This window comes from Corynebacterium sp. Z-1, from assembly GCF_031844665.1.
GTDB classification, from domain to species: domain Bacteria; phylum Actinomycetota; class Actinomycetes; order Mycobacteriales; family Mycobacteriaceae; genus Corynebacterium; species Corynebacterium sanguinis.
Genome location: NZ_CP134621.1, coordinates 1958671 through 1979021, shown reverse-complemented (window position 1 = coordinate 1979021; position 20351 = coordinate 1958671). Strand labels below are relative to the sequence as shown.

Sequence of the window (20351 nt, the reverse complement as noted above, 5' to 3'; positions counted from 1 at the left end):
ATGGGTAACGGCGGCAGTGGGCAGCTCAGCGAGGCGATCGAAGACTTCGCCGAGCACGCCGAGCTCGTCCTCGGCCGCTCCCCGGCGACGGTCAAGGCGTACCGCTCCGACCTGGCCACAATGTTGCCCTTCGCCAGCTCATTTGGCGAGTTCACCCTGCCCACCCTGAGGGCTTGGCTTGCCGACGCCGTGTCCCGAGGCCTTGCGCGCTCCACGCTCGCGCGGCGCACGGCGGCAGTGCGGGCGTTTTCCTCGTGGGCACACAACCAGGGCTACCTGGACACCGACTGTGCGGCGCGCCTGATGTCGCCGAAGGTCAACCGGCACCTGCCGACCGTCGTCGAAGCTAAAGCGGCGGGGGCGTTGGTCGAGGCAGAAATTAACGACGATGACCACCACGCCGAGGCGTTGCGCGACCGCGCGATGCTCGAGCTGCTCTACGCCACAGGCATGCGCGTCGCCGAGCTGAGCACACTTGACGTCGGTGACATTGATCTGGGGAGGGGAGCAGTTAAGGTCACTGGCAAGGGCAATAAGCAGAGGATCGTGCCCTTCGGTGATGCTGCGTCGCATGCTGTTCAGCGCTGGCTTACTGCCGGACGCGGTGAGTTGGCAGGCGACACTGGTGCGCTGTTTGTCGGCTCGCGTGGCAAGCGCATTGACCAGCGCCAGGTGCGCCGTATCGTTGAGCGCGCTGCCGTGCGCACCGGGGCGGGGGAGGTCAGCCCGCACTCGCTGCGCCATAGCGCGGCGACCCACATGATCGAAGGCGGGGCTGACCTGCGCGTCGTGCAGGAGTTGCTCGGGCACTCCAGCCTGCAGACGACGCAAATTTATACCCACGTTTCCGCGCAACGACTCAAGAACGTCTATAACCAGGCCCATCCACGGGCTTGAGCCTGATCGCCGGGGCTTCGAGAAGCGTCAGCGGATTGAGGTAGGTGTCCTCGCCTGTGCGCGCGCCCCAGTGCAACCCGTCGTGCTCGGCTCGTGGTGCTGGGGCGAGGCGGCCGATCACGTCTCCCTCCGCGACCCGCTCGCCGGCTTTGACCTGGGCGTACACGGGTTGATAGGTGGTGCGGATCCCATCCGGGTGGTCGATCGAGACGACTGGTGTGCCAGCGACGACGCCCTCAAACGCGACGGTGCCGCCACCGGATGCGAGAACGTTGTCTCCGACGTTGAGCGCGAGGTCAACACCGCGGTGGCCCGGGAGCCAGTTCTTCTCCGGGATATCAGCGGACCGGGTGATACGCGTGGCGTAGGGCTTTCCGGTTGTGGGGTCAACGTAAGCGTGGGCGGGTGCGGGCGTGGTCAGAAGTACAGCAGTGAGTACCAAGAGCAGAAGACGGCGCATGCTTTTATCTAGCACTCTCGCGGATCGTCGTGTTTCAGCTCAGCGAAATGCTGTGGATAACTTGTCTGTTGGGGATAACGTTCGTGCCGGCTGGGGCTGGGTGAAGAGCTCAGCGCTATTTTGGGTGCTCTGGTGTGCGTTGTTGGTGCTGAGGTCTTCGGGGCGAAGAGCTCAGGGTGTTTCTGCGTGTCTGTGGGTGCGCTTTTGACGCTGACATCTTCATAGTGAAGATCTCAGAGAAGTTCAGAGCGCCCTGAAGCGCATTTTCTACGCTGATATCTTCGTGGTGATGATCTCGGCGTGCTTCGGGGCGTCTGGGTGAGCGATTTTGACGCTGACATCTTCGGTATGAAGAGCTCAGTGTGTTTTAGCGCATTCAAGTGCACGTTTTCAGCGCTGACATCTTCGCAGTGAAGATCTCGGCGAGTTTTCTGGCGGCCAGGTGCGCATCTTCAACGCTGACATCTTAGCAGTTAAGATCTCAGCGAGTTTCGGGGGCGTTCAAGTGCGCATTTTGAACGCTGACATCTTCGGGGAGAAGAGCTCAGCGATCTTCTGCGCGCACTGAAGCACGTCTGCAACGTTGACATCTTCGCACCGAAGACCCCAGCAACAGACCCCAGCAAAAAACACAAAACCCTACAGCACCAGACCCGCAGCTCAATTATGATTTTACTGACAATTGCCGTATATTTGTCGACGCAGTTTGTCGCAGTCTGACCAAGCCTGCAGCAGATTGACTTCGCGCGCCGGATAATGCCAGCTCAGCAACGGTCCCACAGTACGAGGGTGCCGGGCGGGCACGGTGCCAGGGCGCGGGATAAAAACCCGCGCAGTACGACCAGTAACCGAACTATTTCTCTCCGAAGGAGAACTTCCCATGGCAGTTGTAACCATGCGCGAACTCCTCGACGCGGGTGTGCACTTTGGCCACCAGACGCGTCGCTGGAACCCGAAGATGCGTCGCTTCATCTTCACCGACCGCAACGGCATCTACATCATCGATCTTCAGCAGACCCTGACTTACATCGACGAGGCGTTCGAGTTTGTCAAGGAGACCGTCGCTCACGGCGGCACGATCCTGTTCGTCGGTACGAAGAAGCAGGCTCAGGAGCCCATCCAGGAAGAGGCCGAGCGCGTCGGCATGCCGTATGTCACCCACCGCTGGCTCGGTGGCATGCTCACCAACTTCCAGACCGTGTCCAAGCGTATCGCCCGCATGAAGGAGCTCCAGGCTATGGACGCTGCTGAAGAGGGCTACGCAGGCCGCGGCAAGAAGGAAGTCCTCATGCTTAACCGCGAGCGCATCAAGCTCGAGCGTGTTCTCGGTGGCATTGCCGATATGACCAAGGCTCCCTCCGCACTCTGGATCGTGGACACCAACAAGGAGCACATCGCGATCTCCGAGGCGCAGAAGCTGCGCATCCCGGTCGTCGCCGTGCTGGACACCAACTGCGACCCGGACGTTGTCAACTTCCCGATCCCGGGCAACGACGACGCCATCCGCGCTGTCAAGCTGCTCACCCACATCGTGGGCGAGGCAGTGGTGCAGGGCAAGCAGCAGCGCGAGGAGCGCCAGCTCGCAGCCGCTCGTGAGGCAGCAGGCGACACCGACGCGAAGCGCCAGGCAGAGGCCGCTGAGGCAGCAGCCACCGCCGCTTCCAGCGACGACGTTTCCGCAGCCGACGCTGCCGCCGCAGCTGCCGCAGCCGAGGCTTCCAAGGAGCAGGTCGTTGCTCCGGTCGAGCAGCCGCACGCAGTGCGCGCCGCCGAGCAGGCCGACGCGGAGCAGCCCTCCCAGATCTCCGGCACCGAAGGCGCCACCCAGGCGTAACACGGCCCCGGCGGTGCCGTCGCAGACGCGACTTCCATGACGTAAAACCCCGCAGCCCACGCCAGCGCCCATCTCGGGCGCGTTACGGGCGCGGGGTTTTGTCACCAGCGCACCGCGAAGCCGACATGCCGTGCACACGCAAGTCGGCTAGTCTGTAAAACCGTTCATCACGTACCTGCGCGCGTTAGGGTGCTGGTACAACAATCGTTCCACTACGAGGAGGATCGCCCCGCTATGGCGAACTACACCGCTGCAGATGTCAAGAGGCTCCGCGAAGCCACCGGCTCCGGCATGCTTGACTGCAAGAAGGCTCTTGAGGAGTCCAACGGCGACTACGAAAAGGCAGTCGAGGTGCTGCGCATTAAGGGTGCGAAGGACGTCGGCAAGCGCGCCGAGCGCAACGCTCTCGAGGGCCTCGTCGCTGTTCACGAGAACACCATCGTGGAGATCAACTCCGAGACCGACTTCGTCGCTAAGAACGCTGAGTTCAAGGACGTCGCTCAGGAGATTGCGAAGGCTGCATCCGCGTCGAAGGCTAACTCCCAGGAGGAGCTCGCCAACGCTGACGTCTCCGGCGAGACCGCACACGACGTCCTCGAGCGCCTCTCCGCGAAGATCGGCGAGAAGCTCGAGCTGCGCCGCGCTCGCACCCTCGAGGGTGACAACGTCGAGGTTTACCTGCACCAGCGCTCCGCTGACCTGCCGCCGGCCGTCGGCGTGCTCGTCGCTTACACCGGTGACAACGCTGAGGCAGCTCACCAGGTCGCTCTCCAGATCGCTGCGATGAAGGCTCGCTTCCTCAAGCAGGAGGACGTGCCGGCCGACGTCATCGAGAAGGAGCGCGCGGTCCAGGAGGAGATCACCCGGAACGAGGGCAAGCCGGAGGCCGCGATCGCGAAGATCGTCGAGGGCCGCATGGGCGGCTTCTTCAAGGACGTCGTCCTGCTCGACCAGCCGTCGCTGTCCGACTCCAAGAAGCCCGTCAAGCAGTTCGCTGACGAGGCCGGCATCGAGATCACCGACTTCGTTCGCTTCGAGGTCGGCCAGGCTTAACGCCTGCTTATCGACGCCTTCCCCAAGGCGCCGGATTTACCCCACGTGACAAACCCCGCTACGGCGGGGTTTTCGCATGTGCGCACCGGTGGGCGCCGAGGAAAGCGGGGCCGACTATGATCGGCGGTGGCCTATTCCTTGGTAACCAACCACGTTTTTAAGGAGCCTCGACGGTGACTGACGCAAACCCAACCAACGCAAACTCCGGCGGTTACAAGCGCGTGATGCTCAAGCTGGGCGGTGAGATGTTCGGTGGAGGTAACGTCGGGATCGACCCGGACGTGGTGGAGAGCGTCGCTACGCAAATTGCGGAAGTGGCCCGCTCCGGCACCCAAGTGGCGGTGGTGATTGGCGGTGGAAACTTCTTCCGCGGCGCCCAGCTGCAGCAGCGCGGCATGGACCGCGCGCGCTCCGACTACATGGGCATGCTCGGCACGGTGATGAACTGCCTGGCGCTGCAGGACTTCCTGCAACAAAAGGGCGTTGATTGCCGCGTGCAGACGGCAATCAACATGGCGCAGATCGCGGAGCCCTACCTGCCGCTGCGCGCCGCCCGGCACCTGGAGAAGGGCCGCGTGGTCATCTTCGGCGCCGGCATGGGGATGCCGTACTTCTCAACGGACACCACCGCAGCTCAGCGCGCGCTCGAAATCGGTTGTGACGTGCTGCTCATGGCGAAGGGTGTTGACGGAGTGTATGACGACGACCCGCGCACCAACCCCGCGGCCACCCTCTACAGCGAAGTCACTCCCCGCGAGGTCATTGAGAAGGGCCTCAAGGTCGCCGACGCCACGGCATTTTCCCTGTGCATGGACAACGACATGCCGATTTTGGTCTTCAACCTCCTCAAGGAGGGCAACATCGCTCGTGCGGTCGCCGGCGAGCGCATCGGCACGCTGGTGAAGTAGTGGCCGAGCGGGCCCGTACGCGCTGGTAGGTTAGTGGGGCAACGCCCCTTTTTAACGACGACGAACTCAAGGATGAACAAAATGATTGATGACGTATTGCTTGACGCGGAAGATCGCATGTCCAAGGCTGTGGAGCACACGCGTGAAGAGCTCGTGTCCATCCGCACCGGCCGCGCCAACCCGGCGATGTTCAACGGCGTCATCGCCGACTTCTACGGAGCGCCGACACCGATCAACCAGATGGCAACAATCTCCGTTCCGGAGCCGCGCATGCTGCTGATCAAGCCGTTCGACATGTCCACGCTCAACGAGATCCTCAACGCGATCCGCAACTCGGACCTGGGTGTCAACCCCACCGACGACGGCCAAGTCATCCGCGTCACGGTCCCGCAGCTGACCGAGGAACGCCGCCGTGAGCTGGTCAAGCAGGCCAAGCAGAAGGGCGAGGAGGGCAAGGTCGCCATCCGCAACGTGCGCCGCCAGGGCATGGAGGCTCTGAAGAAGATCCAGAAGGACGGCGACGCGGGCGAGGACGAGGTCAAGACCGCTGAACAGGCTCTGGATAAGACGACGGCGCGCTACGTCGCCCAGGTCGATGAGATCGTCTCCAAGAAGGAGGCGGAACTGCTCGAGGTCTAGAGCCTCACCCGCCTTCCCTTACCCGCCGAACAGAAAGCCGCCGCCGTGACCTCCTCATTTGGTCAGAGCCCTCGCAAGGACGGGTCGACCCGCAGATTCAGGGCACCGAAGCCCAGAAACAGTGCCGGGCGCGACCTCAGCGACGCGATTTTGACCGGGTTGGTGCTCGGCGTGCTCGTCATTGTCGCGCTGATTATCGGCCCGCTCGGGTGGTACCCGCTCGTCGCAATCGCGGTGGGATTTGCGATGTGGGAGGTGCTTACGCGGCTGCGTGAGGCCGGGTTTGCGCAGCCGCGCACCCTGCTCGTCATCCTCGGGCAGGTGATTTTGTGGGCGTCGTACCCGTTCGCCTCCGGTGGCGCGCTAGGTGGCTTTGCTTTCGCGGTCCTCGTGCTTATGTATCACAGGCTCTTCCACCGGGGTCCGAACCTGAAACCGACGAACTACCTGCGCGATACCGCGGTAGGCATTTTCGTTCTCGTGTGGATCCCGCTGTTCGGCTCGTTCGCCGCGATGATCTCGATCATCGATGAGAGCGGGCTGCCGGGCCGCATGTTCATCCTCACCTTCATGCTCTGCGTGGTGGCGTCGGACGTCGGCGGATACGTTGCGGGCGTGATGTTCGGTAAGCATCCCATGGCGCCGGCGGTCAGCCCCAGCAAGTCCTGGGAGGGCTTCGCCGGGTCGCTGACCTTCGGCGTGATTACGGGCGTGCTCGCGGTTGAGTTCTTGATTCACGGCCCGTGGTGGGTCGGCATCGCGCTCGGCGCCGCTCTGGTCGTCTGCGCGACGATGGGCGATTTGGTGGAAAGCCAGTTCAAGCGCGAGCTGGGCATCAAAGACATGTCCACCCTGCTTCCCGGCCACGGAGGCATCATGGATCGGCTAGACGGGATGCTTCCCGCGGCGTCGGCGACCTACATCTTGCTCAACGCGGCGGCGTTCCTCAGCGCGGCCTAGAGGCAAACAATTCGTAAAGTCCGCTTCAACGTGGGACACTGGTGGCCGTTATGAGCGATTTCCCGAAGATTCAGTTGCTGGCACCCAAGCGGGGGATGCCGCCGAAGCACTTTGCCGACTTAAGCAAGGACGAGCGTATCGACGCCCTCAAGGAGCTCGGCCTGCCCAAGTTCCGCGCAGACCAAATCGCGCGCCATTACTACGGCAAGTTCGAGGCCGACCCGCTGACCATGACGGATCTGCCCGAAAGCCAGCGACAGCTGGTCAAGGACGCGCTGTTTCCGACGCTGCTGACGGAGATCCGCACGCTCGAAACCGACGACGGCGACACCACGAAAACCCTGTGGCGGCTGCACGACGGGATTCTGCTGGAATCGGTGCTGATGCGCTACCCCGACCGCGCTACCCTGTGCATCTCCTCGCAGGCGGGTTGCGGCATGGCGTGCCCGTTCTGCGCTACCGGCCAGGGCGGTCTTGACCGTAACCTGTCCACCGCCGAGATTGTCGACCAGGTGCGCGCGGCGGCGGCCCGGATGCAGGCAGAGGGCTCGCGGCTGTCCAACATTGTCTTCATGGGGATGGGGGAGCCGCTGGCGAACTACAACCGCGTCGTCTCCGCGGTGCGCCAGATCACGCAGGCAGCGCCCGACGGCTTCGGCATTTCGCAGCGCAACGTCACCGTGTCCACGGTGGGCCTCGCCCCGCAGATCCGCAAGCTTGCCGACGAGGGCCTATCCTGCACGCTCGCTGTATCGCTGCACACGCCTGACGACGAGCTCCGCGACGAGCTGGTGCCCATGAACAACCGCTTCTCGGTCGCCGACGTGCTCGACGCCGCGAGCTACTACGCGGAGCAGTCGGGCCGCCGCGTGTCCATCGAGTACGCGCTGATCCGCGACATCAACGACCACGACTTCCGCGCGGACATGCTGGGCAAGAAGCTTCACGACGCCCTCGGCTCCAAAGTCCATGTCAACTTAATCCCGCTCAACCCCACGCCGGGGTCGAAGTGGGACGCTTCCCCGCGGGCGCGCCAGGATGAGTTCGTCCGCCGCGTCATCGCCCAGGGCGTCACCTGCACGGTGCGCGACACCAAGGGCCAGGAGATCGCGGCGGCCTGCGGGCAGCTCGCCGCGGAAGAGAAGACGGGCTAACACCCAGACAAAAAAATAAGCGCCACCGTAAACCGGTGGCGCTTACTTCGTGTGAGAGCGTGGCTTAGCGGGTGGTGTCCTTCGTCACGATGCGCTGCTCCACAACCTTCTGCTCCGAGGCTTCCGCCTTCGGCATATCCAGGGTGCGCAGGTGGCTCACGCGGGAGGGATCGATGTTGAGCGCGCGCAGGTCGTTGTCCTCCAGGTCGGCGTAGGCGCCGGAGAGGGTGCGCTGGTCGTAGGCCCAGTCGCGCTCCTGGTAGCCGATCGGCTTGTTGCGGGCGGTGACCGTGCGGACCTGGGCCAGGCGCGGGCGTACCGCGAACAGGATCAGCCCGATGGCGATGAGCACGGCGAGGGAGACCAGCCAGATGGTCTCGACGTGGCCCTGGTGGTTGCCGAAGTTGAAGCCGATGAGGAAGGCGACGGAAATCCAACCGGCGATCTGGATAGCACCGGAGGAGAGCTCGCTCCAACCGAACTTGGCGGAAGGCACGTCTGCCTCGGATACGCCGTTGTAGACCTGGGGTTCCTTTTCCTTCGCGTGGGTGGCCACAGCTTTCTCCTTACACGTTGCTGGTATTGCTCCTAATCATGTCATAAGGAGGTTGGAGTTGGCGATTGAATACCCCTAAATCGTGCGTTGTTTGCCACAATGTCTCATTATGGGTTCGATAAAACAGGTCGTCATCTTGGGCTCGACCGGCTCCATTGGCACGCAAGCCCTCGAGGTGATCGCGGACAACCCCGACAAGTTCCGGGTCGTTGGCATTGCGGCGGGAGGTAGCGATCCGGAGGCCGTCGTCAAGCAGGCGCGCGAGCTGGGGCTGACACCGTCGCAGGTGGCCGTCGCAAAGCCTGAGGCCGCGCGCGAAGTCTCTGCGGCTTTGGGCGGCGAGGTGGTGGCGGACGCCGAGGAGCTCGTGCGCTCGCAGCCCGCGGAAACCGTGCTCAACGCGCTCGTCGGATCGCGCGGGCTCGCGTCGACGCTCGCTGTGCTGGAGACGGGGGCGCGGTTGGCGCTGGCGAACAAAGAATCGCTGGTTGCGGGCGGGGGAATCGTCACCCGCCGCGCAGAGCCCGGACAGATCGTGCCCGTGGACTCGGAGCATTCCGCCATGGCCCAGTGCCTGCGCTCCGGGGACCGTGGCGAGGTCGCGCGCTTCGTGCTCACCGCCTCGGGCGGGCCGTTTCGCGGCCGCACCCGCGAGCAGATGTGGGACGTCACGCCGGAGCAGGCGGCGGCGCACCCGACGTGGTCGATGGGGCAGATGAACACGCTGAACTCCGCGACGCTGGTGAACAAGGGTCTCGAGCTCATTGAGGCCTCCTTGCTGTTCGACATCGCGCCTTCGCTTATTGACGTCACCGTGCACCCGCAGTCCATTATCCACTCCATGATCACCTTCGCCGACGGGGCGACGATCGCCCAGGCCTCGCCGCCGTCGATGAAGCTGCCGATCTCCCACGCGCTGGCATGGCCGGAGCGCGTCGAGGGGGCGCAGGCCGCGCTCGACTTCGCCGATGCGATGGAGTGGACGTTCGAACCCCTCGACGACACGGTGTTTCCGGCCGTTCGCCTCGCGCGTCAGGTCGCAGAGGAGGGCCAGGGATATCCCGCGGTGTACAACGCGGCCAACGAGGAGGCCGCGGCGGCGTTTTTAGAGGGGCGCATCCGCTTCCCACAGATTGTCGATGTCATCGCCGACGTGCTCGATGGCGCTACTGAGTTTGCCAACTACCCGTCGGACCGGGAGGCGACCTTCGATGATGTGATCGCCATCGAGTCCGAGGCGCGCCGCCGCGCAACCACCCGGGTCGCTGCGCTGAGCGAGGGAAGCCGACGCTAGTGGGCATCATCGGCATCATCATTTTTGCCATCGGCATCGCGGTGTCCATCGCGCTGCACGAGGCGGGCCACATGTTCACGGCCCGCGCCTTCGGGATGCGCGTGCGACGCTACTTCATCGGCTTCGGCCCGACGCTGTGGTCGGTCAAGCGCGGGCACACCGAGTACGGCATCGCCGCCCTGCCCTTCGGCGGGTTCTGCGACATTGCCGGGATGACGGCCGCCGAGCCGCTCACCCGCGAGGAGCGTCCCTTGGCCATGTACGCCAAGCCCTGGTGGCAGCGAGTGGCCGTGATGTCGGGCGGGGTGATAGCCAACATTCTCATCGCGGTGGTGATCACCTATTTCGTCGCCGTCTTCGCGGCGATTCCCAACCCGTACGCGGACCGCACCCCGCGCGTCGGCGAACTGACGTGCACCGCCGACCAGATCGACGCCCAAACGCTTGCGCAATGCACGGGAGAGGGGCCAGCGGCGCGCGCCGGGGTGCGCGTCGGCGACCAACTCGTCGGCGTCGACGGTCGCCGGGTGGATACGTTCGCCGAGCTGCGTGATTACGTGATCCAGCGGCCGGGCGAGACCGTCACCCTCGAACTGCGCCGCGGCGACGAGCGGCTATCCGTTCCGGTCGAGCTCGACGCCGTGCAGCGGCTCAGCCCGACGACCGGTGAGTCGTTTGCCGCGGGTGCGATCGGGCTGGCCAACGCCCCGGTGGAAAACCCCATGGCCTCCTTCGGCCCGCTCGAGGCAGTGCCGGCGACGCTGACGTTTACCGGCCAGATGATGCGCGCCACCGTCGAGGGCATTCTCGCTTTCCCGGCCAAGATCCCGGTCGTGGTGGCCTCCATCTTCGGTGCCGAGCGCGACGTCACCGGCCCCGTCAGCGTGATCGGAGCGTCGCGGGCCGGCGGCGAGCTGGTCGAGCGCAGCATGTGGGAGGTCTTCTGGATGATGCTCGCCTCCCTGAACCTTTTTCTTGCCCTGTTTAACTTGATTCCGCTGCCGCCTCTCGACGGCGGGCACATCGCGGTGATTTTTTGGGAGAAACTCCGCGACCTTGTCCGCCGCGTGCGCGGCCTCGGGCCGGGCGGCCCGGTGAACTACGACAAGCTGATGCCGGTGACGTACTTCATGGCCAGCCTGCTGCTTGTCGTGGGTGTGTTCGTCATGGTTGCGGACGTGGTCAACCCAGTCCGGCTATTCGGGTAGCGGTGCTAGAGTAGGCGAACATGAACATGCCTATCGGTCTTGGTCTCCCTGAAGGTCCGCCCCCCACCCTCGCGCCGCGTCGCAAAACACGCCAGCTGATGGTGGGCAAGGTCGGGGTGGGCTCCGATTACCCGATCACGGTGCAGTCGATGACCACCACCAAGACCCATGACATCAACGCCACCCTGCAGCAGATCGCGCAGCTGGCCACCTCGGGATGCGACATCGTCCGTGTGGCCTGCCCGAAGACAGTGGACGCTGAGGCGTTGCCGGCGATCGCGGCCAAGTCCCCGATTCCGGTTATTGCGGACATTCACTTCCAGCCGAAGTACATCTTCGCCGCCATCGACGCGGGCTGCGCCGCCGTGCGCGTCAACCCGGGCAACATCAAAGAGTTCGACGGCCGTGTCAAGGAGGTGGCCAAGGCGGCGGGGGATGCGGGCATTCCGATCCGCATCGGCGTCAACGGCGGCTCCCTGGACAAGCGCCTCTTGGAGAAGTACGGCAAGGCCACCCCGGAGGCGCTGGTGGAATCGGCCATCTACGAGGCCGGATTGTTCGAGGAGTATGGCTACGGCGACATCGCGATCTCGGTAAAGCACTCCGACCCGGTGCTCATGGTTGAGGCGTACCGCCAGCTCGCGGAGGCCACTGACTACCCGCTGCACCTCGGCGTGACCGAGGCGGGCCCGCTGATGATGGGCACGATCAAGTCGTCCGTTGCTTTCGGCGCTTTGCTGTCGCAGGGCATCGGCGACACGATTCGCGTATCCCTGTCGGCGGATCCGGTGGAGGAGATCAAAGTCGGCGACCAGATCCTGCAGTCGCTGAACCTGCGCCCGCGCAAGCTCGAGATCGTTTCCTGCCCTTCGTGCGGCCGCGCCCAGGTCGATGTGTACACGCTTGCCGAGGAGGTCACCGCGGGCCTGGAGGGCATGGAGTTCCCGCTGCGCGTTGCCGTGATGGGCTGCGTTGTCAACGGTCCCGGCGAGGCGCGCGACGCGGACTTGGGCGTCGCCTCGGGCAACGGCAAGGGCCAGATCTTTGTCAAGGGCGAGGTCGTCGAGACCGTCCCGGAGTCCAAGATCGTGGAGACACTCATCGCCCACGCCATGCGTATCGCCGAGGAGGAGGGCCTCGAGGAGATCGCGGGCGCGAAGGCGGAGGTCAAGGTTACCCGCTAGACCCGCAGTGCCTCACGCGTGGCAGCGCCGGACGAGATGTCCGGCGCTGTAGCTTTTTCAACCATGAAACGCCTCGCCTCGCTGCTCGCCACGGTGTCACTGTGCTGCGGCGCGCTCGCGGCGTGCACCCCGCGGCCCAACGACGCCGAGCCCACCGCCGCCTCGTTCGTTGAGGCGATCGCCGAGCAGGATTACGAGACGCTCAGCGAGCTTGTCGACGACCCCACCACCGCGTCCGACTCCATCAGCTCCACGTGGCAGGGCCTTCAGGCCGAAGGGGCCGACATCACCCTGCGGGAAGTCACCCAGCAGGACAACCTCGCGACGGCCACGTACACGGTCGACTGGGCCCTGCCGAGGGAGCGCAGGTTCACCTACGACGCGCAGATGACCCTGACCCAGACGGGCGGGCAGTGGACCGTGCGCTGGCAGCCCTCCGCGCTGCACCCGCGCCTTGGGGCGCTCCAGCACCTCGAGCTGCGCGCGGTGCCCGCGCAGCAGGCGAGTGTGGTCTCCTCCGATGACGCGCAGCTGCTTTCTCCCGGCGTGGCGTACCGCGTGCTGGTGGATACGTCGGCGATGGCGTCGTCACGCGAGGCGGCGAGCCGCATCTCGGCGGCGCTGGCCCAGGCGCACGAGGCGGACGAGACCGTGCCGACGCGCGACGTCGCACAGCTGGAAAGCGAACTGAGCGCGGCATCAGGCACGTACTCGGCCGCGGTTGTGCCGAAAGCTGCGCAACCCATCGTGGCGGGGGCACTCGGCGACGTGGCCGGGGTGCGCCTCAACGAAGAGGCGGCGATGGTCAACGCGGACCCGACCTTTGCGCCCGACATCATGGCGCGCGTCGGGGAACTCGTGCGCGACGACCTCGAAGGCACAGCGGGCTGGAACATCAGTATCGTCAATCAGCACGGCGCGGCGCTGGAAGAGATTGCCGGCCAGGAACCCGAGCCCGCCCCGGCGGTTGAGGTGAGCCTGGATCACACCGTGCAACGCGCCGCGGAAAAAGCACTCGAACCCTTGGCGGGGCAGCAGGCGATGATCGTTGCGATTCGACCCTCGACAGGCGGTGTGCTCGCCGTGGCGCAGACCCCGGCCGCCGACCGCGACGGAAACATAGCCACGATGGGCCAGTACCCGCCGGGATCGACGTTCAAGATCATCACCGCCGCCGCAGGGCTCGAAAACCAGGGGCTCACCCCCGCTTCAACGGTCCCGTGTCCGGGAACGATGAATATCTACGGCAGGGTAGTGACCAACTACGCGGGCTTCTCGCTCGGCAATGCGCCCCTGGAGCAGGCGTTCGCGCGCTCGTGCAACACCACGTTCGCGGATATCTCCACCAAGCTGGAACCGGGCCGACTCGCGGAAGTCGGCAAGCAATTCGGCCTGGGGCTGGATATGGAGATCCCCGGGCTCGACACCATCACCGGCTCGATCCCGGTTGGCGAGGAACCGCTCGACCGCACCGAGGCCGGCTACGGGCAGGGCCGCGACCTTGCCAGCCCCTTTGGGATGGCGCTTGTCGCGGCGACGGCGGCGCGCGGTTCGATGCCCGTGCCCTACCTCGTCGACGGGGAAACCACGCAGGCTACGCCCACCGAGGCGCCGGCGCCTGAAACGATAGCCCAGCTGCAGCAGATGATGTCGGCCGTGACCTCGCCGGGCGGCACCGCGGCGGGGATGAGCGCGGCCGGGGACATCCGCGGCAAGACGGGAGAGGCCGAGATTAACCAGGGCTCGCACGCGTGGTTCACCGGCTACCGGGCCGACGATGACATTGCCTTTGCCACGCTCATCGTGCTTGGCGGTGGTTCGCAAGCGGCCGTGGCCGCAACTGACCGCATGCTTGTCAACATCGATCAGGCTAGGGCTGGCGGAGGCCAGGTCTAAAACAGTGGGGACTACCATTGCTCACATGAGTCAACGCGCAATGATCCAGCCAGGAAAACCCACCCCGATTCGCACGGTGCCCGATTCAATCGAGCGCCCGGAGTACGCGTGGCGCGACTCGGTCCAGGAAAACGTGGGCGAGCCGTACGTCCAGAGCGCTGAGACCATCGAGAAAATGCGCGAGGCGAGCACCATCGCCGCCGACGCTCTTCAGGCAGCGGGCGCCGCCGTCGCGCCGGGAGTGACCACCGACCACATTGACCGGGTCGCGCACGAGTACATGCTCGATCACGGTGCCTACCCGTCCACGCTGGGGTACCGCGGGTACACCAAATCCTGCTGCGTGTCGCTCAACGAAATTGTCTGCCACGGCATCCCCGATACCACGGTGATCCAGGACGGTGACATCGTCAACATCGATGTCACCGCCTATAAAAACGGTGTCCACGGCGACACCAACGCAACTTTTTTGGCGGGTGAGGTCTCCGAGGAGCACCGCCTTTTGGTCGAGCGCACCGAGGAAGCCATGATGCGCGGGATCAAGGCGGCGAAACCGGGCCGCGAAATCAACGTCATCGGGCGAGTCATCGAGTCCTACGCCAGGCGCTTCGGCTACAACGTGGTCACGGACTTCACCGGCCACGGAATCGGTACGACCTTCCACAACGGGCTCGTCGTGCTGCACTACGACTCCGATGCCCACCGCGATGTCCTGCAGCCGGGAATGACGTTGACCATCGAGCCGATGATCAACCTCGGGGACCTCGCCTACACCATCTGGGACGATGGGTGGACCGTGCAAAACAACGACGGCAAGTACACTGCCCAGTTCGAGCACACCATCTTGGTCACGCAAGACGGCAACGAGATTCTGACGCTGCCCAGCACGGCCAGCTAGCCAGCGGTTCAGACCTCGGGAAAGTCCAGATCCAGACCCAAAATCGCGTTCTCCGTGACCTCGGACAGTGCCGGGTGGATCCAGTACTGGCCGCGGGGCACGGTGCGCAGGTCAATGCCGTAGGCGATAATCGTTATCATCTGCTGGATCAGCGTCGACGCCTGCGGGCCCATGTAGTGGGCACCGAGGAGCTTTCCGCTCGCCCGGTCGGCGACGAGCTTGACCACGCCCGTCGTGTCTTCGAGCGCCCACCCGTAGGCCACGTCGCCGTAGTTTTGCAGCTTGACGGTCACGTCGAAACCGGCTTCGACGGCCTCGCGCTCGGTCATCCCGACTGTGGCGATCTGCGGGTGGGTGAACACGGCGAAGGGCACGTGGTCGTGCGGCATGGGCACCATGTTGTCGGGGTTGAGAATGTTGTGGCGCACCGCCCGCGTTTCCGCGTTCGCAACGTGCTTGAGCTGGAACGGTGAGGAGATGTCGCCGAGTGCCCACACGCCCTCAACAGAGGTGCGGCCGAACTCGTCGACGGCAACCTGGGTTCCGTTGGCGGCAATTCCCCCGGCCTCGAGGTTGAGGCGGTCGCCGTTGGGCACGCGGCCCATCGCGATGAGGAGTTTCTCGGACGTCACGGTGGAGCCGTCGTCAAGCGTGAGCGTGGCTTCGTGTTCATCGCCTGCGGCGCTGACCACCGTGCGGCCCTTGTGCACCTCGTAGGTCGCATCCGCGATGTCGTTGAACGCTTCGGTGATGTCGCTGTCGAGGCTGCGCAGGAAGGGGGAGCGGTTCACAATGCGCACGTGGGTGCCCAGGGACTGGAAGATGTGAGCGAACTCCATCGCGATGAAACCGCCGCCGACAATGGTGAGGCTTTCCGGCTGGCGTTCAAGGCGCATGATGTCGTCGCTGGTGTGGAAGGCAACACCGGTCGCCCAGTCGGGGACGAAGGGGCGCGCGCCGGCAGCGATGATGATGGTGTCGCCGCTGATAACCTTTTCCTCGTCTCCCTGGCCCGTGACCAGGGTTTTCGGCCCGCTAAACGACGCCCTCCGGTCGTAGACATCAACGTTGGCGCTCGCCTCGCTGCGACGGAATTCCTCCCCGCCGACGGCGATAAGGTCGATGCGGTTGGTGAAGATGCGCTCGGTGATGGCCTTCCAGTCGGCGCTGTTGAAGGATGCGTCGATCCCGAGGCGGGACGCGTGGACGGCGTCGAAAGCCGTGTCCGCGGCGAGGACGAACATCTTCGTCGGGATGCAGCCCGCGTTCATGCAGGTGCCTCCGAATTTGTTCTCCTCGATGATGGCGATCGACCAGTCGTCGAAGTCCGGCGTGGGAATGGAGTTACCGGAGCCGGCGCCGATGATGATCAGGTCGTAGTGGGCATCGATGCCTGCGGTGTGGTTCATTAAACGTTCATCTCCATGTCGGGGTGTGAATCGGTCAGGGCGTCGAGCCAGGCGTCGGTAGCTGCGAAGGCGGCCTCTCTCGCGTGGCGTTCAGAGAGGAAGACGTCGTGGCGGGCGCCCTCGATCACCTGTGTTTCGCTTGTGTCGCTGAGTGTGGGCGCCCACTTCTGAATCTGGGCGACGTCGAGCACGGTGTCGGCCGTGTCAGCGGCGGGGGAGTACGGTTTGCCCAGGTACGAGTGCGACGAGCACAGGGTCAGCGTGGGCACCCCGGTGTCGATTCCGTCGTGAATGAGCTTCTGGCCCTGGAAAACCGCGCGCAGCCAGCCGAGGTACTTGCGGTGGCCCTCGACCGGTTTGAACGTGGTGTCAAAGGTCCACTCGCCGTGTGCCGTGGCCGAGATGGATTGGCCGTAGGTGCCCACACCGGTGTTCGGCAGAGGTAGCGACGGAAAGCGTTTGCCCAGTGCGTTGACAACGGGGCGCATGATCGCCACAGTCGGGCGCGAGAACTGCATATCCAGCCAGGGGCTGTTGAGGATGATCCCGCGGATCGTCTCGTGGACGCGGGGATCGTTGCGGCGGACATCGTCCGCCCACAGCGGCACGATCAGCCCGCCGGTGGAGTGCGCGAAGGGGATGATCTCACCGTGGCGGGAAGTGATCAGCTCCGCGGCGAGCGTGAGTTCCGGGAAGTACAAGCGCAGGTCGGTGATGTAATGCCAGCGGCCGTTGCCCGGGTGGGCGCGGCCACAGCCGCGCAGGTCGAGCGCGTAGAAGGGATAACCTTGGGCGACGTAGTGCTTGGCCACGTGCTGTTGGAAGAAGTAATCGGACATGCCGTGCACCCACAGCAGGGCGGGTTTGCCGGTGGGGGCGTCGGGAAGCGCGCGCACAAGCACCGCTGCTTCCTCCCCCGTGTCACCGGGGTTCTTGCCTACGTTGAGGGTGGTTGATTCGTAGCCGTCGCCGAGGACATCGTCGTGCCACTCCAGTTGGTCAAACTTCCCGGGGTTGTCGTGCATGTCACTCATACTAGGCATATTCGCCGCAGTTTTTCGGGCGAGCTGCAGCGCTTGGGCCATTGGTGTCTCACGATGTGGGAGAGTTGGATTAAGGGGTGAGCCACATTACCGGTCGAAGTGTCGATAAGCGTAAGGTAGTGGTTTAAGCCGGAATTTCGTTTACTTGGGCGCGGGGCGCTGCCGAAATTCCGGGACATTATTGTGAGAGCGCGTCGAGTCTGCCCCACTGACACAATCGAAGAGGATGAACGGATGTCTGAACAAGGCAACAAAAGGTTTAGCGATGAGACTGATGTCCTGCTCATCGGTGCTGGAATTATGAGTGCGACCCTTGGAGCCCTGCTCCGCCAACTCGAGCCGAGCTGGTCCCAGGTTGTCTACGAGCGTCTCGACGGGCCCGCGCAGGAGTCCTCGTACGCGCTGAACAACGCTGGCACCGGCCACTCGGCCCTGTGCGAGTTGAACTACACGCCCGAGAAAAAGGGCAAGATTGACGTCTCCAAGGCGATGGCGATCAACGAGAAGTTCCAGCTCTCGCGCCAGTTCTGGTCCCACCAGCTCGGCGAGGGTGTGTTGACCGACCCGAGCGACTTCATCAACCCGGTGCCGCATGTGTCCTTCGGCCAGGGTGAGAGCCAGGTTGACTACCTGCGCCGCCGCTACGAAATTTTGTCGGCGAACCACATGTTCCCGGAGATGCAGTTCACCGATGACGCTGCAAAGTTCGCCGAGAAACTTCCGCTGATGGCTCAGGGCCGTGACTTCGACGCCGAGCCCGTCGCCATCTCCTGGACCGACGCTGGCACCGACATCAATTATGGTGCGCTGACCAAGCAGTTCCTCGACGACGCTGAGAAGCAGGGCACCGCGATCCGCTATGGCCACGAGGTGCTCAACCTCAAGCGCGTCGACAAGTTCTGGGAAGTTTCCGTGCGCAACGTGCACACCGGCGACAAGCAGGTCGTGCGCGCACGCTTCGTCTTCGTCGGCGCGGGTGGCTACGCGCTTGACCTGCTGCGTAAGGCTGGCGTGCCCGAGGTTCGGGGCTACGCGGGCTTCCCCATCTCCGGCATGTGGCTGCGCACCACCAACCCCGAGCTCGTTGCGCAGCACCAGGCCAAGGTGTACGGCCAGGCTAAGGTCGGCGCCCCGCCGATGTCCGTGCCCCACCTGGACCTGCGCGTGATCGACGGCGAGCAGTCCCTGCTCTTCGGCCCCTACGGCGGCTGGAGCCCGAAGTTCTTGAAGGAAGGCACCTACTTCGACCTGTTCAAGTCGATCCGTGCCGACAACATCCCGTCCTACCTGGGTGTCGCGGCTACCAACTTCGGCCTGGTTAAATACCTGGTTGAGGAGGTGTTCAAGGACTTCGACGGCCGGATCGAGGTGCTGCGCGAGTACGTCCCGGCCGCCGACGGCAAGGACTGGGACACCGTGGTCGCTGGCCAGCGCGTGCAGGTGATCAAGCCCGCCCCAGCCCCGAGCTTCGGCTCGCTGGAGTTCGGTACCGCACTGGTCAACGACCAGGATGGCACCATCGCCGGCATCCTCGGCGCCTCCCCGGGCGCGTCGATCACCCCGGCGGCAATGCTCGAGCTGCTTGAGCGCTGCTTCGGCGAGCGCATGATCGACTGGTCGGATCAGCTGCACGAGATGTTCCCGACCTACGGCACCTCGCTGAAGCGCGACGAGCAGGCCTACGCCTCCCAGTGGGAGATGACGCAGAAGGCCCTCAAGCTGGACGAGTCTCAGACGGTTTAAGTCCCGCAGTAGGTCACAAAAGGCTCCTCGCCTTCCGGCCCCTTCATCCACTCCGGCCCAGCCGCAGGGTTGAAGGGGTCTGTTACTGCGCGCAGGAGCTCGAAATACGCTCCACAGTCGCCGTCGCGCTCGGCGCTGGTGATGGCGCGCTGCAGCATCAGGTTGCGCGGGATGAAAATCGGCGCGCGACCGTGCGCGAGCCCGTGCTCGAGGTTGAACTGCGTAATGTCCTCCGCCGCGGCAATCCCTTCCTCGGCGCCCGCGAAGTGGAGCTGCCAGAAGTGGTCCCAGCGCTGCTGGATGCTGCCCAAAATCTCGCGGGCGGCGTCCTCGCCCATCAGTGGCAATAGCGCTTCCGCGAGCCGGGTGAGGTTCCAGGCGATGATGTTCGGCTGGTTACCAAAGGCGTAGCGGCCGGTTGCATCAATAGAGGAAAACTTGGCGGACGCGTCGAAGCGCTCGGTGAATGCGCACGGGCCGTAGTCGATCGTTTCGCCGGACAGGGCGGTGTTGTCGGTGTTCATCACCCCGTGCACGAAGCCGAGGCGCATCCATTTCACTACCAGCTCGAGCTGGCGGTCCATGACCTCCCGGAGCAGTTGGGTGGGCGTCGAAAAGCCCGCGGCTGCGACGACTTTCGCGGTGAGCTCCTCGGACTGGGTGGCTGCGTACTGCACGGAACCGACCCGCAAGTGCGAGTTGGCGACGCGCACGACGATGCCGCCCGGGACGTAGCCCTGCTGGCGCAGCACGCGCTCGCCGGTGCTTAGAACTGCGAGCGAGCGTGTCGACGGCACCCCGACCGCGTGCATGAACTCACTGACCGCGTACTCGCGCAGCATGGGCCCAATCGCGCCGACGCCGTCGGAGCCCGGTCGGCTAAACGGGGTGAGGCCGGAGCCCTTGAGCTGGATCTCGCGGCGATCGATGTCGCCGAGTAGCAGGGCGCGGCCGTCGCCAAGCAGGCCCACGAACTGGCCGAACTGGTGGCCCGCGTACGCGGTCGCGTGGCCGCCGGCGGATCCCGCGAGCCAGGCGGTGCCTTCCGGCGCGCGCAGCCACTCGGGGTCGAGCCCAAGCTCGCGGGCGAGCGGGTCGTTGAGCACCACCACCTGCGGATCGGGGAAGTCGGCGGCGCGGGCGGGCACCGCCATCTCGGGCAAAGATTCGGCGAAGGTGTGGGCGAGAGTGGGAGCGGACATGACCCCACCCTAG

The 20351-nt window shown here is 64.7% G+C and carries 18 protein-coding genes; 13 read left to right on the top strand and 5 right to left on the bottom strand.

Features of this window, described 5'->3' with window-relative positions:
• Complete coding sequence (locus RIU96_RS09645) at window positions 1–897, top strand: tyrosine recombinase XerC (RefSeq protein WP_144318135.1); 897 nt, start codon at window positions 1–3, stop codon at window positions 895–897.
• Here RIU96_RS09645 and RIU96_RS09640 read toward each other — a convergent pair.
• Window positions 860–1357, bottom strand: a complete 498-nt coding sequence (locus tag RIU96_RS09640) for a M23 family metallopeptidase (protein ID WP_144318136.1) — start codon at window positions 1355–1357, stop codon at window positions 860–862. The genes RIU96_RS09645 and RIU96_RS09640 overlap by 38 nt on opposite strands.
• Window positions 1358–2237: 880 nt before the next feature.
• Here RIU96_RS09640 and rpsB point away from each other — a divergent pair.
• The 6 genes from rpsB to rlmN all read left to right on the top strand — a co-directional run bounded on the left by rpsB (window position 2238) and on the right by rlmN (window position 7905).
• A complete protein-coding gene (gene rpsB, locus RIU96_RS09635; RefSeq protein WP_136651599.1) occupies window positions 2238–3191 on the top strand; it encodes a 30S ribosomal protein S2 in 954 nt (317 codons plus the stop codon).
• 234 nt (window positions 3192–3425) lie between these two features.
• The gene (tsf, locus tag RIU96_RS09630; protein WP_288725049.1) at window positions 3426–4244 is read left to right on the top strand and encodes a translation elongation factor Ts; all 819 of its coding nucleotides are present in this window, start codon (window positions 3426–3428) and stop codon (window positions 4242–4244) included.
• 224 nt (window positions 4245–4468) lie between these two features.
• Entirely contained in the window at window positions 4469–5152 is a 684-nt protein-coding gene (pyrH, locus tag RIU96_RS09625) for a UMP kinase (RefSeq protein WP_311205184.1), read from the top strand.
• 81 nt (window positions 5153–5233) lie between these two features.
• Complete coding sequence (frr, locus tag RIU96_RS09620) at window positions 5234–5791, top strand: ribosome recycling factor (RefSeq protein ID WP_311204908.1); 558 nt, start codon at window positions 5234–5236, stop codon at window positions 5789–5791.
• 45 nt (window positions 5792–5836) lie between these two features.
• Window positions 5837–6751: a phosphatidate cytidylyltransferase gene (locus RIU96_RS09615; RefSeq protein ID WP_006840061.1), complete on the top strand. Its 915-nt coding sequence runs from the start codon at window positions 5837–5839 to the stop codon at window positions 6749–6751.
• A gap of 50 nt (window positions 6752–6801) precedes the next feature.
• Window positions 6802–7905: a dual-specificity RNA methyltransferase RlmN gene (gene rlmN / locus RIU96_RS09610; protein WP_136651604.1), complete on the top strand. Its 1104-nt coding sequence runs from the start codon at window positions 6802–6804 to the stop codon at window positions 7903–7905.
• Between the two features lie 64 nt (window positions 7906–7969).
• On the opposite strand, the gene RIU96_RS09605 is transcribed toward rlmN, so the two are convergent.
• The gene (locus RIU96_RS09605) at window positions 7970–8461 is read right to left on the bottom strand and encodes a DUF2631 domain-containing protein (protein ID WP_311204907.1); all 492 of its coding nucleotides are present in this window, start codon (window positions 8459–8461) and stop codon (window positions 7970–7972) included.
• A gap of 109 nt (window positions 8462–8570) precedes the next feature.
• Here RIU96_RS09605 and dxr point away from each other — a divergent pair, with 109 nt between their 5' ends.
• From dxr to map, 5 genes are all read left to right on the top strand, one after another.
• The gene (dxr, locus tag RIU96_RS09600; RefSeq protein WP_144779390.1) at window positions 8571–9755 is read left to right on the top strand and encodes a 1-deoxy-D-xylulose-5-phosphate reductoisomerase; all 1185 of its coding nucleotides are present in this window, start codon (window positions 8571–8573) and stop codon (window positions 9753–9755) included.
• The gene (locus RIU96_RS09595; protein ID WP_136651606.1) at window positions 9755–10963 is read left to right on the top strand and encodes a M50 family metallopeptidase; all 1209 of its coding nucleotides are present in this window, start codon (window positions 9755–9757) and stop codon (window positions 10961–10963) included. Before dxr ends, RIU96_RS09595 begins: the two co-directional genes overlap by 1 nt.
• A 20-nt stretch (window positions 10964–10983) precedes the next feature.
• Window positions 10984–12147: a flavodoxin-dependent (E)-4-hydroxy-3-methylbut-2-enyl-diphosphate synthase gene (ispG, locus tag RIU96_RS09590; RefSeq protein WP_186366479.1), complete on the top strand. Its 1164-nt coding sequence runs from the start codon at window positions 10984–10986 to the stop codon at window positions 12145–12147.
• Between the two features lie 63 nt (window positions 12148–12210).
• Window positions 12211–14043, top strand: a complete 1833-nt coding sequence (locus RIU96_RS09585) for a penicillin-binding transpeptidase domain-containing protein (protein ID WP_311204906.1) — start codon at window positions 12211–12213, stop codon at window positions 14041–14043.
• 25 nt (window positions 14044–14068) lie between these two features.
• A complete protein-coding gene (map, locus tag RIU96_RS09580) occupies window positions 14069–14941 on the top strand; it encodes a type I methionyl aminopeptidase (RefSeq protein ID WP_040422537.1) in 873 nt (290 codons plus the stop codon).
• Window positions 14942–14949: 8 nt separating this feature from the next.
• On the opposite strand, the gene mtr is transcribed toward map, so the two are convergent.
• Both mtr and RIU96_RS09570 read right to left on the bottom strand, forming a co-directional pair.
• Window positions 14950–16350, bottom strand: coding sequence for a mycothione reductase (gene mtr, locus RIU96_RS09575; RefSeq protein ID WP_144779386.1), 1401 nt, complete (start codon window positions 16348–16350; stop codon window positions 14950–14952).
• Window positions 16350–17375 (bottom strand): alpha/beta hydrolase, encoded by a 1026-nt coding sequence (locus RIU96_RS09570; RefSeq protein ID WP_259812461.1) that lies wholly within the window; start codon window positions 17373–17375, stop codon window positions 16350–16352. Before RIU96_RS09570 ends, mtr begins: the two co-directional genes overlap by 1 nt.
• Window positions 17376–17627: 252 nt before the next feature.
• Here RIU96_RS09570 and mqo point away from each other — a divergent pair, with 252 nt between their 5' ends.
• Window positions 17628–19136: a malate dehydrogenase (quinone) gene (gene mqo / locus RIU96_RS09565; protein WP_144689095.1), complete on the top strand. Its 1509-nt coding sequence runs from the start codon at window positions 17628–17630 to the stop codon at window positions 19134–19136.
• Here mqo and RIU96_RS09560 read toward each other — a convergent pair.
• Window positions 19133–20338 (bottom strand): protein adenylyltransferase SelO family protein, encoded by a 1206-nt coding sequence (locus RIU96_RS09560; RefSeq protein WP_144689094.1) that lies wholly within the window; start codon window positions 20336–20338, stop codon window positions 19133–19135. The two genes, mqo and RIU96_RS09560, sit on opposite strands and share 4 nt — an antisense overlap.
• Window positions 20339–20351: the final 13 nt, after the last annotated feature.